Origin of the sequence: Halomonas sp. HP20-15, from assembly GCF_033446685.1 — a bacterium.
GTDB lineage: Bacteria > Pseudomonadota > Gammaproteobacteria > Pseudomonadales > Halomonadaceae > Modicisalibacter.
Window position 1 is genome coordinate 80,665 of sequence record NZ_JAWQLY010000004.1, and the last position, 15,972, is coordinate 96,636.

The window sequence follows — 15,972 nt, forward strand, 5'->3', positions numbered from 1 at the left end:
TTACTGTTTGGCGTAGGCGGCGACCGATTTCTCGATGGCCTTGCGCGCGGCTTCGGCGTTGTCCCAGGACTCGACCTTGACCCACTTGCCCTTCTCGAGGTCCTTGTAGTTCTCGAAGAAATGGGCGATCTGCTGGCGCAGCAGCTCGGGCAGGTCGGTGACTTCATGCACGTCGTCGTACAGCGATGACAGCTTCTGATGCGGCACGCACACCAGCTTGGCGTCTTCGCCGGCTTCGTCGGTCATGTTGAGCACGCCGACCGGACGCGCGCGGATCACGCTGCCCGGCTGTACCGGATGCGGGGTGACGACCAAAGCGTCGAGCGGATCGCCGTCATCGGCCAGGGTGTTGGGGATGAAACCGTAGTTGGCCGGATAGAACATCGGCGTGGCCATGAAGCGGTCGACGACCAGGGCGTCCATTTCCTTGTCGATCTCGTACTTGATCGGGGCGTGATTGGCCGGGATCTCGATCGCCACATAGACGTCGTTGGGAAGGTCCTTTCCAGCGGGAATCTGATTGTAACTCATCGTCGAATCCTTGCGTTTGCGGCTTGAAGGCGAGAAATGGGGCGGATTATACGAACTGCCCCCGGGGATTACCAATCCATCGAAGGGACGAGGCGAAGGCGACTCTCTCACAGTGTATGATGGGTGCGCCGCGGCCACCTGCAAGGAGAAAGACACTTGGCGGAACAAGCGCTGTCCCTGAGTTACGGCCAGGCCTTCGTCGCCCCCGAACGGCGGCGCCATCGCAGCTCGATGTCGGTCTTGATCCCCGAGGGCGAACTGCTGCAGAGCAAGGGCGTCAGCGCGCTGATCAGCGACTCCATCTGGCGCAATGCCATCGCCAAGCAGGCCGGCGACCTCAGCGTGCGCGGCTTTCTCGCCGACTACTATTCCACGCCGTCGCACTGGGACGTCAAGACCTCGGCGACGCGCGTGCTGCGGGCCCTGAACAGCTGGAGCTACAGCCAGAGCAGCTACATCGAGGGTGGCAGCTACGTCAGTTCGATGTCGCTGATGGTACTGCGTGGCCGCGATGCGCATCTCTTCCATATGGGCGATACGCTGCTCTTTCGTCTGCGCGGCGCCGAATTCGAGCAGCTCACCCGCGATCACGTCACCGACCTGGGCGGCTATCGCTACCCCTCGCGGGCCCTGGGGCTCGACGGCAATCTGGACATCGATTATGCGCAGATGCCGCTCAAGCAGGGCGACCTGTTCCTGTTCACCACCCAGGCGGTGCGCGGCACGTTGATGCCGTCGGATTTCGTGCAGTTGATTCGTGCCGATGTCAGCAACCTCGACGCCGCCTGCGAGCGTCTGGCCGAGGCCGCCCAGGCACGGGCCGGCGAGCGCGGCTATGGCGCCGAACAATTCTGTTTTCAGCTGGTGCGCATCGATCGCTTGCCCGAGGCCGAATCGGACCCGTCCGAGACGCACGTCAGCAACCTGCCGGTGCCTGCGGAGCTCGCGGTCGGCGAACGCCTCGACGGGCTGGAAGTGCTGGAAGTCCTGTCGCGCAGCGCCAAGTCGCGGGTCTATCGGGTGCGCGACGATCGCAGTCGCGCCGAGATGGTGCTGCGTGCGCCGAGCCCCGAGCTTTCCAGCCGCAATGCCTATCTCGAGCATTTTCTGTTGCAGCAATGGGTCGCCGAGCGGGTCAACTCGCCGTTCATCGCCAAGCTGATCGAATTGCCGCGGCCGCGTCGACATCTCTACTACCTGATGGCGGACGTGCGCGGCGAGTCGCTCAGCGACTGGCTGCATCGCCATCCGCAGGCCAGCCTGGCCCAGCGGCTGGATATCGCTCGCCAGCTGGCCAAGGCGGTACAGGCACTGCATCGTCGCGACGTGCTGCACCAGCAGATCCATCCCGACACGATCCTCATCGACCCGCACGGCCAGGTGGTGCTGAGCGATTTCAGCGCCTGTTTTCGGCGCGACGGTGACAGCGGCAAGGCGCGCGAGCTGGCTCGCGAAGTGGGTCTCACCGTCCATAGTGCGCCGGAATACGCGCTGGGCAACGAGATTGGCCGGCGCAGCGACCAGTACGCGCTGGCATCGACCGTCTATTGGCTGTTGACCGATGACTTGCCCTACGACCAGTCGCCCGATGAATTGCGAAGTCACACCGGCCTCGAGCAGATGCGCTATCGCCGCGCGCGCACCCGCAACCCGGCGGTATCGGCGGAGCTCGACGACGCCTTGTGTCGAGCCTTGGACCCGCAGCGCGCGTTGCGTTTCCGGCGGCTGTCCGAATTTCTGCTGGCGCTGCGCGATCCGCGCAAGCACAGCGACGACGAGCAAGCAACGACCGGCGCACCGGCCAGTCTCTGGCAGGGCATCGCCGGGCTGTTGCTGCTACTGCTGGTGCTTTCCTGGTTGCTGAAATAGGCCCGCTACGGGCTACGGGCTACTAGGGCTACTAGGGCTACGATAAGCGCTGTGAGTTTTGGATTCGTGGCCCGAAGCGTGAGCTAAGGGGCTTCGGGCGGATAATGCCTATAGACGAAAGCGCCCCGGCTGATAACCGGGGCGCTCGGACGTTGCGACGCTTACAGCGTGAAGTCAGGCAGTTTGCGCTCGACCTTGGCGAGCTTCAGCGAGGCGACCTTGGGCAGGCCGTTCTCGAACGGCGGGAAGTCCTCGCCCTGGATCAGCGGCGAAAGATAGCGCCGGCAGGAGTCGGTGATGCCGAAGCCATCCTCGCGGATGAAATCACGCGGCATGTACTTCTCCTTATTGGCGACCTCGGCCAGCGGCGCGGCCTCGATGCGCCACTCATAGGGCGAGTCGCTGAGGCGCTTGATCGCCGGCATCATCGCGTTCTTGCCGTCGAGGGCGAGTTCCACGGCCTTCTTGCCGACCGCATAGGCCTGCTCGACGTCGGTCTTCGAGGCCAGGTGGCGTGCGGCGCGCTGCAGGTAGTCGGCGACCGCCCAGTGATACTTGTAGCCTAGGTCCTGCTTGACCATGCCGGCCAGCGTCGGCGCCACGCCGCCCAACTGGCGATGGCCGAAGGCGTCGGTATTGCCGGCGTCGGCGAGGAAGGTGCCATCGTCGTAGCGGGCGCCTTCGGAAACCACGATCACGCAGTAGCCGTAATCCTTGACCGCCTGCTCGACACGTGCCATCACCTTGGCCCGCTCGAAGGGAATCTCGGGGAATATCACCAGGTGCGGCGGCTCGCCTTCGCCGTTACCCGCCAGGGCGCCGGCGGCGGCGATCCAGCCGGCATGGCGGCCCATCACCTCGAGTACGAATACCTTGGTCGAGGTGGCGCACATCGAGGCGATGTCGAGCGCCGCCTCGCGGGTCGAGGTGGCGATGTACTTGGCGACGCTGCCGAAGCCCGGCGAGTTGTCGGTGATCGGCAGGTCGTTGTCGACCGTCTTGGGCACATGAATGGCGGTCAGCGGGTAGCCCATCTTCTCGGAAAGCTGCGAGACCTTGAGACAGGTATCGGCACTGTCGCCGCCGCCGTTGTAGAAGAAATAACGGATGTCGTGGGCCTTGAACACCTCGATCAGGCGCTCGTACTGGGCGCGGTGACTCTCGATGTCCTTGAGCTTGTAGCGGCACGAGCCGAATGCGCCGCCCGGTGTGTGGCGCAAGGCGGCGATGGCTTCGTCGCTTTCCTGTGAAACGTCGATCAAATCCTCGGTCAGGGCGCCGATGATGCCATTGTGTCCGGCGTAGACCTTGCCGATCTGGTCGCTGTGGCGACGGCACGTCTCGATCACGCCGCAGGCGCTGGCATTGATCACGGCGGTTACCCCGCCTGACTGGGCGTAGAAGGCGTTGTGCTGGGCCATAGGGGCTTCCTTTGCTCCTGCTTTTATAGGTAATTACGTGCGGTGGGATGGCTGTGCATCATAGCCGAAAGCGCCCGCTGCTGCACGACAGCGGCGGACCGGGCGGGTGCGTATGGCAGCGGCATTGGCGCCATGCTAGGCTCACGCGCCGGTGAGCGGTTCGCTGAGGCGAGCCATATTTCAGGGCTGGAGACCCCTTCATGCACGTGCATATCCTCGGAATCTGCGGCACCTTCATGGGCAGTCTGGCGCTGCTCGCGCGCGAGTTGGGCTACACCGTCAGCGGTTCCGATGCCAACGTCTACCCACCGATGAGTACCCAGCTCGAGGCCGCCGGCATCGCACTGATGGACGGCTACGCCGCCGCCAACCTCGAGCCGCGCCCCGACCAGGTGATCGTCGGCAACGCCCTGTCGCGCGGCAACCCCGAAGTGGAGGCGCTGCTCAACGCGCGCCTCGATTATGTCTCGGGGCCGCAATGGCTGGCCGAGCACGTTTTGCCCGGACGACGCGTGCTGGCGGTGGCCGGTACCCACGGCAAGACCACCACGGCCAGCCTGCTGGCCTGGCTGCTCGAATCGGCGGGGCTCGCGCCGGGCTTTCTGATCGGCGGGGTGCCGCGCAACTTCGGTGTCTCGGCGCGTCTCGGTGGGGCCGGCGCGCCGTTCGTGATCGAGGCCGACGAATACGACACGGCGTTTTTTGACAAGCGTTCCAAGTTCGTTCATTACCGCCCCGATGTCGCGGTACTCAACAATCTCGAGTTCGATCACGCGGATATCTTTGCCGATCTGGCGGCCATCGAGCGGCAATTCCATCACCTGGTGCGCACCGTACCCGGCGACGGCCGGCTGCTGGTCGCCGACGGCGAACCGGCGCTCGAGCGGGTCGTCGGGATGGGCTGCTGGACGCCCCTGGAGCGCTTCGGCGACTCGACGCAAAGCGCCTGGCGGCTGGCGCTGGAGCGTGACGACGCCAGTCGTTTCCGGATCATTCACGACGGCGAGGATGCGGTGGTCGACTGGTCATTGACCGGGGTGCACAACGCCCGCAACGCGCTCGCTGCGCTTGCCGCCGCGGCGACCTGCGGGGTCGATCTGGCGCGCGGTTGCGCCGCGCTGGCGCGTTTCCAGTCGCCGCGTCGACGCCAGGAGGTGCGCGGCGAGGTCGCCGGGATCCAGGTCATCGACGACTTCGCCCACCATCCCACGGCGATCGCCACCACGCTCCAGGGCTTGCGAGCCGCGACGCCGCTGGGGCGCCTGCTGGCGGTGATCGAGCCGCGCTCGAACACCATGCGCCTGGGCACGCTGCGCTCTCGCCTGGCCGACAGCGTCGCCGAGGCCGATGGGGTGTGGTGGTATCAGCCGCCCGAACTCGACTGGTCGCTGGACGAGCTGCTCGAGGCCAGCCCGGTGCCGGCGTGGCGGATCGGCGACATCGATGGGCTGGTCGCCGCGCTGGTCGACGAGGCGCAACGCGGCGATCGCATCGTGGTGATGTCCAACGGCGGCTTCGGTGGCATCCACGAGAAGCTGCTGGCGGCCCTGGAGGCGCGCCATGGCTGACGCGACTTTCAAGCCCCCGGTGACCGTCGCGCTGACCGGGGCCTCCGGCGCGCAATACGGGCTGCGCCTGATCGAGTGCCTGGTGGCGGCCGAGCACGAGGTCTGGGTGATGATCTCCAAGGCGGCGCACATGGTGATCGTCACCGAGACCGACGAGCGCCTGCCGGCTCAGCCGGCGAGGCTCGCCGAGGCGCTGATCGCCCGCAGCAATGCCGCCGACGGGCAGATCCGCTGTTTCGCGCGCGAGGACTGGATGGCGCCGGTGGCCTCGGGCTCGGGTGCGTCGACGGCGATGGTGATCTGTCCCTGTTCGACGGGCACGCTGTCGGCGGTCGCCACCGGCGCCAGCAACAACCTGATCGAGCGCGCCGCCGATGTCGCGCTCAAGGAGCGCCGCCAACTGATCCTGGTGCCGCGCGAGGCGCCGTTGTCGGCGATCCATCTCGAACACATGCTGGCGCTGACCCGGCTTGGCGCGGTGATCCTGCCGGCGGCGCCGGGATTCTACCATCGGCCGACCAGTGTCGAGGCGCTGATCGACTTCATCGTCGCACGGATTCTCAATCAATTGGGCATCGAGCATCATTTGATGCCGCGCTGGGGAGAGCCGCAGTGATCGTCAACCTGTCGTTGCTGTCGGTATTCATCCCCACCTTCTTCATGGTCTCGCTGACCCCGGGCATGTGCATGACGCTGTCGATGGTGCTGGGGATGACCGTCGGCGTTCGCCGCGCGCTGTGGATGATGGCCGGTGAACTGGTCGGGGTCGGCCTGGTGGCCGTGGCGGCGGGTGCCGGGGTGGCGACACTGATGCTGCGCCAGCCGCTGATGTTCGCCGCCTTCAAGTGGCTGGGCGGGGCCTACCTGGTATATCTGGGGGTGATGATGTGGCGCTCGCGCGGGCGCATGGCGATACCCAGCGAGCCGACCGCGGCGCGTGATGTCTCGCGCTGGCAATTGCTTTCCCAGGGGTTCGTCACCGCGGTCGCCAATCCCAAGGGCTGGGCGTTCTTCATCGCCCTGCTGCCGCCGTTTCTCGACACCGATTTGCCGTTGGCCCCGCAACTGGCGGTACTGGTCGGGATGATCCTGACGCTCGAGCTGTGCTGCCTGCTGCTCTACGCCACTGGCGGACGCACCGCCAGCCATCTACTCGCCAAGGGCGGCAGCGTCCGGCTTCTCAACCGCATCGCCGGTACGCTGATGGTGGGGGTCGGGTTGTGGCTGGCGCTGGGTTAGCGGGCCCTGGCGCCGGTCAGGCGTGCGGCAGCCACAGGATGCGACCGACCAATAGCGCTATCGAGGCCAGCGACAGGGTCTTCCAGGGTGCCGGTGGCGGGTTTTGACGCGCAAAGCTGTGATAGCTGAGTCGCACCAGCGCGCAGGCCACCAGCCCGAGCAGGGCACCGCCGACCAGGTCGCTGAGCCAGTGCACGTCGATCACCAGCCGCGACAGCGCCATCGGAATACAGATCAGGATCGCCAGCCAGTAGGCCGGTGCCCGATGTCGCGGGGGAAGCCGATCGGCGACGAACGCCGCCGTCAGGCCATAGAGCACCACGGCGGTCGAGGTATGCGCGCTTGGGTAGGAAAACGAACCGCTCAGGTAATCGGGGATGTCGGGCCGCACACGCCCGGCAATCTGCTTGAACAGCGTATTGGCCAACGCGATGCCGCCCAGGGCCGCGGCCATATGCAGCAATACGGCGTAGGCCCGGCGGTATGCCAGCCACACCGCCCAGGGCGCCGTCAGGGCGAGCACGCCGAACGTGTCGCCGGCCTTGGCCAGCCACTCGGCGACCTGTGCCAGGGGAATGAGGGGCAGGTTCAGCAGCAGCGCCTGGAGTTGCTGGTCCATGGCCAGCGGGCCGTCCTGGTTCAGGACCCATAGCGTCCAGCCCGATAGCGCCGCCAGGCTGATCAGAAACAGCGCTAGCGAGGCCAACGGTAGCTCCGCTTCGGGGCGTGTCGTGCGTAGTGCCAGCCACAGACGGCGCAGTCGCGGGTGGCGACGCGCCAGCCCGGCGAGCAGCCGGTAGCCGCGACCCTGACGGGTAAGCTGGCTGCGCAGCAACGAGAAGACGATGATCAGCGAGACCACCAATGCCGCCAGCAACACCAGCCAGCGCTGGCTGCCGCTGGGCAGGTCGAATAGCTGCTGCCAGGTGCTGCCCAGCAGGTAGCCCGGCAGCACATAGACGGGTGCCCAGAGCAGCGCCGAGCCGAGATTGGACCACAGAAACGTGGCCGGTCGCATGTGCAGCATTCCGGCGACCAGCGGGATGATCGGGCGTACCGGGCCGACGAAGCGACCGATGAGCACCGACAGCACGCCGTAGCGCTCGAAGAAATTCACTCCGCGGTCCAGCCACTCCGGATGGCTGCGAAACGGCCGAATGTGCGGAATGCGATGACGCTGATAGTAACCGAACAGGAAGCTCAGGCCGTCGCCAATGACCGCGCCGATGAAGGCGGCGATGAGCAGGGCGAAGATCGCCAGGTCGTGGTGGCCGGCGAGCGAAGCAGCGGCGGTGATCAGGATCACGCCGGGCACCACCAGGCCGACGACGGCCAGTGATTCGATCAGTGAAATGGCGGCGATGATCAGGAACAGCCAGCTGGGTGAGGGCGTGAAGGCGGTCATCCAGTCGGTCATGCTCAAGGGGTGGGCTCCATCAGTTTGAGACCGGCGCTCAGCAGGCGCTGTTCGAAATGCTGGCGAGTTTCACCGGCGTGTAGGCGGCAAACGCGGATCCGCGACTGCAGGGTGCCGGTCTCGGCGATGACCTCGCGATTCAGCGCATGCAGCAGTCGCTCGCGAACGATCAGCGCGCCGGCCTCGCCGGTATCCGGCAGCAGCAACCAGAATAGCGAGGCTTGCTCACGGCCCAGCAGGTCATGCTGGCGCGAGTTGGCCTGAATCGTCTGGCAGATACGGTCGAGCAGGGCGTGCAGCAGCGGGCGACCGAACTGTTCGTCGGCCATTTCCAATTGTGGTAGGTGGATGACCAGGGTGGCAAACGGGCGCTTTAGCGCCTTGGCGCGCTCGACCTCGGCGGCCAGCCGGCGTTCCAGCGTCTCGCGCGATAGCGCGCTGCAATCACGATCCCTGCGCACCGAGCGATCGCGCTGCTGGGCATGGCGGTGACCCAGCCAGCCGGGCAGCGAGGCCATGCCCACCAACGCCAGGTAGGCCAGTGTCGCCGGCCCCAGGGCCAGGTCGGGGCTGGCGATGGTAAGCCACACCGGGGTCAGGAACAGGCTCAACAGCAACCCCGGGGCGAGCGGCAGCAGCAGCAGTGTCAGCACCGGCGGCATGCCCAGCCAGAACAACGACACCGCGGCCTCTTGGTGGGCCAGATCGGTGGCGATGATCAGATAGCAACTGATCAGCATCAGATAGACGGACAAACGGCGGAACTCGGGATTGACCCAACGGACGAACAGCGCTCCGCCGAGCACCAGCGTCAGTATCGCCGGCAACAGGATATCGCCGTAGTGGCCCATCATGTATTGCCACAGGGCATGGCTCCCCATCAGCGCCACACCGCTGACATAGACCAGGCGAAATAGCCAATCGGCCAGGCGCGAGCGGTCGTCGTAAGCCATTCAGGGTGACTCCTCGAGCACGATCAGCGGTCGCGATTGATGGGGCAGGGCGCGTAGCTGTCCGGCCAGGTCGAGCCCTGGCACCAGCGTGACGAAACGAGCCTGGCTGGTGCTCGGCAGCACCGCTTTCAAGGCCTCGCGTCGCTGGTGTCCTTCGGTGGCGTCGCGGCTGATCAGCAGCGCGGCGAGGACGTGGCGGTCGAGTTGATAGCAGCTTTCGTAACCGCGGGTATGGTCGGCCAGCAGGCGTGCCAGTGACGATGGGCGGCTCTTGCGGCAACGCAGCAGGACCAGCATGCCATGGGTCTTCTCACGCTGGCAGCGCACGATCTCCTCGGGCAGGTCCTGTTCGAGTTGATGCCGCGACCAGAGCATGGCGTCCGGGATGCGGTCCGCATAGCGATGCCGACTGCGCCGGCTGGCCTGCAGATTCAGGCTGCGCGCGATGGCCAGCAGCCCCAGGGTGGCCAGCAGCAGCCCGGCGAGGACCCCCTGCTCGATGGGAAATACGTCGCGACTGTCGAAGTAGGTGAGCGTCGCGAGGACGGCGTTGAGCGCCAGCAACCACAGCGGCTGCGGCAAGGCGAGCACCGCCGCCCAGGCCCACAGCCATAGCAGGAAGTGCTGGGGATCGAGCGCCAGGACCAGCGTCAACACCAGCGCCAGCAGGGCGGGTAGCCAGGCACTGGCGAGGCGTATGCCGCCCGGGCGGACATGGGTGACTATCACCAGCAACAGTGCGCCGACGATCAATACCAGCGCCGCCGACTCGCCCGGGGAGACCAGCGCCAGCGCGAGGATCGATAGGGCCGTAAGCCAGACGATCAGCCGATAGGGACCTTCTTTGAACTTGCGCTCCATGGTGGCTTACTATTGTTCTCCTTACCGAATAGCGGACACTGTACGATACCCGCCCCCCCGGCGACGACTCGTATCTGACTTTTTCGCCAACACTGCGCCCACCGTACCGGCCTCGGTTGCGTGCGGCGAGCCGATGGAGACTTTCCGGGCATGTCACGACAGTTCGCGACGACCGACGTCGCTACCTACATGCAGCAGCTGGGTCGCGAGGCGCGCCGCACCAGCAGCGAATTGCGCCGCGCCACCAGCGCCGCCAAGAACGTCGCGCTCGCGGCCATGGCACAGCGCATCGCGGCTTCGCGGGAGGCGCTGCTGGCCGCCAACGCACGCGACCTGGAGCGCGCGCGGGAGTCGGGGCTGGACGCGGCGCTGCTCGATCGGCTGGCACTCAGCGACGCGCGCATCGAGGCGATGATCGAAGGCCTGCATCAGGTCGCCGCACTGCCCGACCCGGTCGGGGCGATCGACGGCCTGCGCACCCGACCGAGCGGCATCCAGGTCGGCCAGATGCGCGTGCCGCTGGGGGTAATCGGAATCATCTACGAGTCGCGTCCCAACGTCACGCTCGAGGCGGCCAGCCTGTGCCTCAAGTCGGGCAATGCCTGCATCCTGCGCGGCGGCTCCGAGGCCCGCGAGAGCAACGCGGCGATCGCCGAATGCATCGTCGCCGGACTCGCCGATGCCGGGCTGCCGGAAAGCGCGGTACAGGTGGTGGCGACCACCGATCGCGCCGCGGTGGGCCAGTTGATCGCGATGCCCGACTATGTCGATGTGATCATTCCGCGGGGCGGCAAGTCGCTGATCGAACGTGTGGCGCGCGACGCGCAGGTGCCGGTGATCAAGCACCTCGACGGAGTGTGCCATGTGTACATCGATGCCAGTGCCGATCGCGACAAGGCATTGGCGATCGCCGTCAACGCCAAGACGCATCGCTACGGCACCTGCAATACCATGGAAACGCTGTTGGTCGATGCCGCACTGGCCGGTGAGCTATTGCCCGAACTGGCCGCGGCGTATGCCGAGCATCGCGTCGAGCTGCGCGGCTGCGAGCGGACCCGTGAGCTGCTGCCGGGGATCAAGGCCGCCGATGAGGCCGACTGGTCGACGGAATACCTGGCTCCGGTGCTGGCGATCCGGGTGGTCGATGGCATCGATGCCGCCATCGCGCACATCGAACGCTACGGCTCGCACCACACCGATGCCATCGTCAGCGAGTCCTACACGCTGAGCCGACGGTTTCTCGCCGAGGTCGACTCAAGCTCGGTGATGGTCAATGCCTCGACGCGCTTCGCCGATGGTTTCGAATATGGCCTGGGCGCCGAGATCGGCATCTCCACCAACAAGCTGCACGCCCGAGGCCCGGTGGGTCTCGAAGGCCTCACGACCCGCAAGTACATCGTGCTGGGCGATGGTCAGATTCGTGAGTGAGCACGGCCCGGGCGACACCGCGCCGCGGGTCGCCATGTTCGGCGGAACCTTCGACCCGGTGCATCTGGGGCACCTGCGCAGCGCCGTCGAACTGCGCGAATGCCTGGCGCTGGACCGGGTCCACATGATGCCCGCCCATGTGCCGCCGCACCGTGAAGCGCCGGGAGTTTCGGCCGCCCAGCGCCTGGCAATGCTCGAGGCCGGCATCGGCGATGCCCCGGGGCTGGTCGCCGACGCGCAGGAGCTGGATCGTGACGGCCCTTCCTACAGCGGCGAGACCCTGGCTTCGCTGCGTCGCGACTATGGCGAACGGGCGCGCCTGGTGATGAGCGTGGGGATGGATGCCTTCCTCAAGCTGCACCAATGGCGCGAGCCGCAGCGACTGTTCGAACTGGCGCATGTGGTGGTGATCGACCGTCCCGGCCATCGGGGGCCGCTTCCCGATGCCTTGGCGCGGCTCGTCGAAGGGCGTGAAGCCATGGATGCCGAGGCGCTGTTTCGCCGCCCGGCGGGCGGCGTTCTGCATCTGCGATTGCCCAGCCGCATGGCGATCTCCGCGACCGGGTTGCGCGCACGCCTGGCCGAAGGCCGCAGCGTGCGCTATCTGTTGCCTGAGGCAGTGGAAGACTATATTCGCTCACGCAATCTTTACCGGTAGTTGGAACCGTCGGGGTAGAATGGCGGTCTGACAAGACTGTTTCTTTAGAGGAGCTATGCAGATCGACGCACTCAAGACATTGGCAGTGGATGCCCTCGAGGAACTCAAGGGGCAGGATATTGCCGAACTCGACGTCGCGGCGCTGACCAGCGTCACCGATGTCATGCTAGTCGCCAGCGGTACCTCGTCACGTCATGTGGCGGCGCTGGCCAACAACGTGGTCGAGCGGGCCAAGGATGCCGGGGTACGGCCGCTCGGCGTCGAAGGGCAGAACGGTGCCGAATGGGTACTGATCGACCTGGGTGATGTGGTGGTCCACGTCATGCAGCCCGAGACGCGGCGGCTGTACGATCTCGAACGGTTGTGGGCCGATTTACCCGCCGACAGCGAGGAGGAGGTGCGCGGGGGCCGGGCGTGAAGTTGAAGCTGCTGGCCGTCGGCACCAAGATGCCCGACTGGGTCGAGCGCGGCGTTGCGGAATATCGCAAGCGAATGCCGCGCGATTTCGCCCTCGAAGTGGTCGAGATCGCCCCCGGGGCACGCGGCAAGAATGCCGATGTGGCGCGTGCCGTGGCGCTCGAGGGTCAGCGCATGCGAGAGCGCCTGAACGGCGAGCTGTGCGTGGCGCTGGAAGTCACCGGCCAGGCCTGGTCGACCGAGCGGCTTGCCGTCGAGGCCGACCGCTGGCGCCATTCGGGACGCGACGTGGCGCTGCTGGTGGGCGGTCCCGAGGGGCTCGAACCGGAACTTTCGGCGGCCGCCGAGCAGCGCTGGTCGCTGTCACCCTTGACCTTGCCGCACCCGATGGTGCGGCTGATCATCGCCGAGCAGCTTTATCGCGCCTGGACGCTGCTGGTCGGCCACCCCTATCACCGTTGACTGATGGACGCAATGCAGCATCCACGCCACGAGCCCGCATCGCCGCCTCGACACGTCACCCTCGCCTTGTTGCCTTTGCATGCGTAAACCCCGTTCCGCACTGAAGAACCCCGAACAGGAAGTGCGCATCTTCCGCAATCGCTCGTTGCTGGCGGTGGCGCTGGTGATCCTGATGTCGGGCTGCCTGGTGGCGCGCCTGGTCTACCTGCAGATATTCCAGCACGAGGTCTTTACCACCCGCTCGGAGAACAATCGCGTACGCGTCGAGCCGCTACCGCCGACCCGTGGCTTGATCTACGACCGCAATGGCCGGTTGTTGGCTGAAAACCGGCCGACCTATAACCTGACCATCGTCCCCGAACGGGTCGATGACCTGAGCGCGACGCTCGACCTGCTGGTCGATATTCTCGACCTGCCCGAGGAGGAGGAGGCGGTCTTTCGCAAGCGGGCCTATCAGCGTCAGCGCCCGTACCAGCCGGCGTTGCTGATGAGTGAGCTCGACGAGCGCCAGATCGCGCGGCTGGCGGTCAACCGTTATCGCTTGCCCGGGGTCGAGATCGAAGGCCAACTGCTGCGCTACTATCCCGACCCGATGCTGATGTCGCACGTGCTTGGCTATGTCGGCCGGATCAACGTCGAGGAGCTCGCCGAGCTGGACAGCGGCGACTACGCCGGCACGCACTTCATCGGCAAGACCGGCATCGAAAAGCAGTACGAGGAACAACTGCACGGCGACGCCGGGCTGCGCCAGGTCGAGACCAATGCCCGGGGGCGGGTGCTCAGGGAGCTCGGCCGCACCGACCCGGAACCCGGCCAGGACATCGCCCTGACCATCGACGAGCGGCTGCAGCAGTTGGCCTACGACCTTCTCGACGGGCGCCGTGGCGCGATCGTCGCCATCGAACCGCCGACCGGCGAGATTCTCGCCATGGCCTCGTCGCCGGGCTTCAATTCCAACCTGTTCGTCACCGGCATCAGCTACGACAACTACCGTGCGTTGCGCGAGGACATCGATCTGCCGCTCTACAATCGAGCGGTTCGCGGGCAGTATCCACCGGCCTCGACGGTCAAGCCCTACATGGCGCTGGCAGGGTTGGCAAACAATGTGATCACGCCGCAGAAGACCATTTACGACCCCGGTTACTACAAGCTGCCCGAGCACTCACGGCGCTACCACAACTGGCTGCGCTGGGGACACGGCCGGGTCGACATGCATCGCGCCATCGAGGTCTCCAACGACACCTACTTCTACAATCTGGCGCATCTGCTGGGAATCGATGCGCTCTCCAGCTTCATGCATCGCTTCGGTTTCGGCGAGGAGACCAGCTACGATGTGAACGGCGCCGCACAAGGCTTGATGCCGTCGAGCCAATGGAAGCGCGAGAGCCGCAATCAGGTATGGTTTCCCGGCGAGACGCTCTCGGTGGGCATCGGCCAGGGCTACTGGTTGGCCACGCCCCTGCAGATGGCGACCGCGATGTCGGTACTCGCCAACCGCGGCGACTGGGTGACCCCGCATCTCGCTCGCAAGGTCGGCGACGAGATCGTCAAGCCGCCCCCCGCCAAGGAAGATATCGAGCTGCCCGATGAGTGGTGGGATCTCGTGCACGGTGCCCTCGAAGACGTCATGTCCGGCAACGAGGGTACGGCGCGGCGGGCCGGGCAGGGGCTCGAGTATCGCATGGCCGGCAAGTCGGGGACCGCACAGGTGTTCACCCTCGACAACGATGAGCGCTACAACGCCGACGAACTCGAGGAGCGCCTCCACGATCACGCTCTGTTCACCGCCTTCGCGCCGATCGACGAGCCGCGGATAGCCGTGGCGGTGGTCATCGAGAACGCCGGCGGTGGCAGTTCGCATGCGGCGCCGCTGGCCCGCGAGCTGATCGACGCCTGGTTACTGCCCGACAACGAGGCGCTCGAGCAGGCTGAAAACGAGATCGTACAGCGAGAAGATCATGAATCGACGCGATAGCGCCATGCTCCACTACCCGCGCCGCGCCAGCGTTCGCCGTCGTCGCACTCTCTGGTTGCGTATCCATATCGATCCCTGGCTGAGCGGATTGCTGCTGGTGTTGCTGGGGGCCGGGCTGATCGTGCTCTACAGCGCCAGCGGCCAGCATATGTCGGTCGTCGTCGCCCAGGCCAGTCGCTTGGGCATCGCACTGGTGGCGATGGCGATGCTCGCCCAGTTGTCGCCCAAGACGCTCTGCCGATGGTCGCCGGTACTGTACGGCGTCGGTCTGGCGATGCTGGTGGCCGTCGAGGTGATGGGCGACATCGGCATGGGGGCGCAGCGCTGGCTGGAGATCCCGGGGTTGGTTCGCTTCCAGCCTTCCGAACTGATGAAGCTGGCGATGCCGATGATGGTCGCCGCCTACCTGCAGCGACAGGTGTTGCCGCCGAGATTGCGCGACATCGCGGTCTGTGCGGCGATCATGGCCGTACCGGTGTTGTTGATCGCCAAGCAGCCGGACTTGGGCACCTCGCTACTGGTAGCCTGCGCCGGGCTCTTCGTGGTGTTGCTGGCCGGGCTGTCCTGGCGTCTGATCGGCTGTCTGGTGGTCCTGGCGGGAGCGGCGCTGCCATTGCTGTGGATCAACATGCACGATTACCAGCGCCAACGGGTACTGACCTTTCTCAATCCCGAGAGCGACCCGCTGGGTTCGGGCTGGAACATCATCCAGTCGACCACGGCGATCGGCAGCGGCGGGCTTACCGGCAAGGGCTGGACGCTGGGCACCCAGTCGCAGCTGGAATTCCTGCCCGAGCGGCATACCGACTTCATCGTCGCGGTACTCGGCGAGGAGTTCGGCCTGGTCGGCATGCTGCTGATCCTGACGCTCTATCTACTGATCGTGGGACGCGGTCTGTTGATGGCCAATGGGGCCCATGACACCTATGGTCGGCTGGTCGCCGGCAGCATCATCCTGACGTTTTTCATCTATGTATTCGTCAATATCGGCATGGTCAGCGGCATCCTGCCGATCGTCGGCGTGCCGTTACCGCTGGTCAGTTTCGGCGGGACCTCCAGCGTGACGTTGATGGCCGGTTTCGGTATTCTCATGTCGATTCACAGCCACCGACGGCTGCTGCCCCGTTGAAGGCTTTTGTGTCGCAAACGATTGTCGGGCCGGAAATAGCATAT

At 65.8% G+C, this 15,972-nt stretch carries 15 protein-coding genes; 10 read left to right on the forward strand and 5 right to left on the reverse strand.

The annotated features are described in order from the left end of the window. Entirely contained in the window at positions 1-531 is a 531-nt protein-coding gene (ppa, locus tag R6258_RS06820; RefSeq protein WP_318448908.1) for an inorganic diphosphatase, read from the reverse strand. Positions 532-687: 156 nt separating this feature from the next. Here ppa and R6258_RS06825 point away from each other — a divergent pair, with 156 nt between their 5' ends. Next, positions 688-2,400, forward strand: a complete 1,713-nt coding sequence (locus tag R6258_RS06825; protein WP_318448910.1) for a protein kinase domain-containing protein — start codon at positions 688-690, stop codon at positions 2,398-2,400. Positions 2,401-2,561: 161 nt separating this feature from the next. On the opposite strand, the gene R6258_RS06830 is transcribed toward R6258_RS06825, so the two are convergent. Continuing rightward, positions 2,562-3,821: a 6-phosphofructokinase gene (locus tag R6258_RS06830; protein ID WP_318448912.1), complete on the reverse strand. Its 1,260-nt coding sequence runs from the start codon at positions 3,819-3,821 to the stop codon at positions 2,562-2,564. Between the two features lie 200 nt (positions 3,822-4,021). Between R6258_RS06830 and mpl the strand changes: the two genes are divergently transcribed. The 3 genes from mpl to R6258_RS06845 are packed head-to-tail and all read left to right on the forward strand — an operon-like array spanning position 4,022 to position 6,628. After that, entirely contained in the window at positions 4,022-5,389 is a 1,368-nt protein-coding gene (gene mpl, locus R6258_RS06835) for a UDP-N-acetylmuramate:L-alanyl-gamma-D-glutamyl-meso-diaminopimelate ligase (RefSeq protein WP_318448914.1), read from the forward strand. Then, a complete protein-coding gene (locus R6258_RS06840) occupies positions 5,382-6,005 on the forward strand; it encodes a flavin prenyltransferase UbiX (RefSeq protein ID WP_318448916.1) in 624 nt (207 codons plus the stop codon). The genes mpl and R6258_RS06840 overlap by 8 nt, the downstream gene beginning before the upstream one ends. Then, positions 6,005-6,628: a LysE family translocator gene (locus tag R6258_RS06845; protein ID WP_318449167.1), complete on the forward strand. Its 624-nt coding sequence runs from the start codon at positions 6,005-6,007 to the stop codon at positions 6,626-6,628. The genes R6258_RS06840 and R6258_RS06845 overlap by 1 nt, the downstream gene beginning before the upstream one ends. A 16-nt stretch (positions 6,629-6,644) precedes the next feature. Here R6258_RS06845 and R6258_RS06850 read toward each other — a convergent pair whose 3' ends face one another. Genes R6258_RS06850 through R6258_RS06860 form a run of 3 tightly spaced genes read right to left on the reverse strand, consistent with a single transcriptional unit; the run spans position 6,645 to position 9,859 of the window. Next, complete coding sequence (locus R6258_RS06850) at positions 6,645-8,045, reverse strand: bifunctional DedA family/phosphatase PAP2 family protein (RefSeq protein ID WP_318449168.1); 1,401 nt, start codon at positions 8,043-8,045, stop codon at positions 6,645-6,647. 2 nt (positions 8,046-8,047) lie between these two features. After that, entirely contained in the window at positions 8,048-8,998 is a 951-nt protein-coding gene (locus R6258_RS06855; RefSeq protein ID WP_318448918.1) for a diguanylate cyclase domain-containing protein, read from the reverse strand. After that, positions 8,999-9,859, reverse strand: coding sequence for a hypothetical protein (locus tag R6258_RS06860; protein WP_318448920.1), 861 nt, complete (start codon positions 9,857-9,859; stop codon positions 8,999-9,001). It abuts the gene before it with no gap. Between the two features lie 150 nt (positions 9,860-10,009). Between R6258_RS06860 and R6258_RS06865 the strand changes: the two genes are divergently transcribed. From R6258_RS06865 to rodA, 6 genes are all read left to right on the forward strand, one after another. Next, positions 10,010-11,287 carry a glutamate-5-semialdehyde dehydrogenase gene (locus R6258_RS06865; RefSeq protein WP_318448922.1) on the forward strand — a complete coding sequence of 426 codons (1,278 nt, stop codon included), beginning with the start codon at positions 10,010-10,012 and terminating at the stop codon, positions 11,285-11,287. Continuing rightward, on the forward strand, positions 11,268-11,945 hold the full coding sequence (nadD, locus tag R6258_RS06870) for a nicotinate-nucleotide adenylyltransferase (protein ID WP_412176360.1): 678 nt from the start codon (positions 11,268-11,270) through the stop codon (positions 11,943-11,945). Before R6258_RS06865 ends, nadD begins: the two co-directional genes overlap by 20 nt. 55 nt (positions 11,946-12,000) lie before the next feature. Beyond that, positions 12,001-12,363 (forward strand): ribosome silencing factor, encoded by a 363-nt coding sequence (gene rsfS / locus R6258_RS06875; protein ID WP_031382947.1) that lies wholly within the window; start codon positions 12,001-12,003, stop codon positions 12,361-12,363. Then, complete coding sequence (rlmH, locus tag R6258_RS06880) at positions 12,360-12,824, forward strand: 23S rRNA (pseudouridine(1915)-N(3))-methyltransferase RlmH (protein WP_318448924.1); 465 nt, start codon at positions 12,360-12,362, stop codon at positions 12,822-12,824. Before rsfS ends, rlmH begins: the two co-directional genes overlap by 4 nt. A gap of 79 nt (positions 12,825-12,903) precedes the next feature. Further along, positions 12,904-14,799: a penicillin-binding protein 2 gene (mrdA, locus tag R6258_RS06885; RefSeq protein ID WP_318448925.1), complete on the forward strand. Its 1,896-nt coding sequence runs from the start codon at positions 12,904-12,906 to the stop codon at positions 14,797-14,799. Continuing rightward, positions 14,783-15,928, forward strand: a complete 1,146-nt coding sequence (gene rodA, locus R6258_RS06890; protein WP_318448926.1) for a rod shape-determining protein RodA — start codon at positions 14,783-14,785, stop codon at positions 15,926-15,928. The genes mrdA and rodA overlap by 17 nt, the downstream gene beginning before the upstream one ends. Positions 15,929-15,972 lie beyond the last annotated feature (44 nt).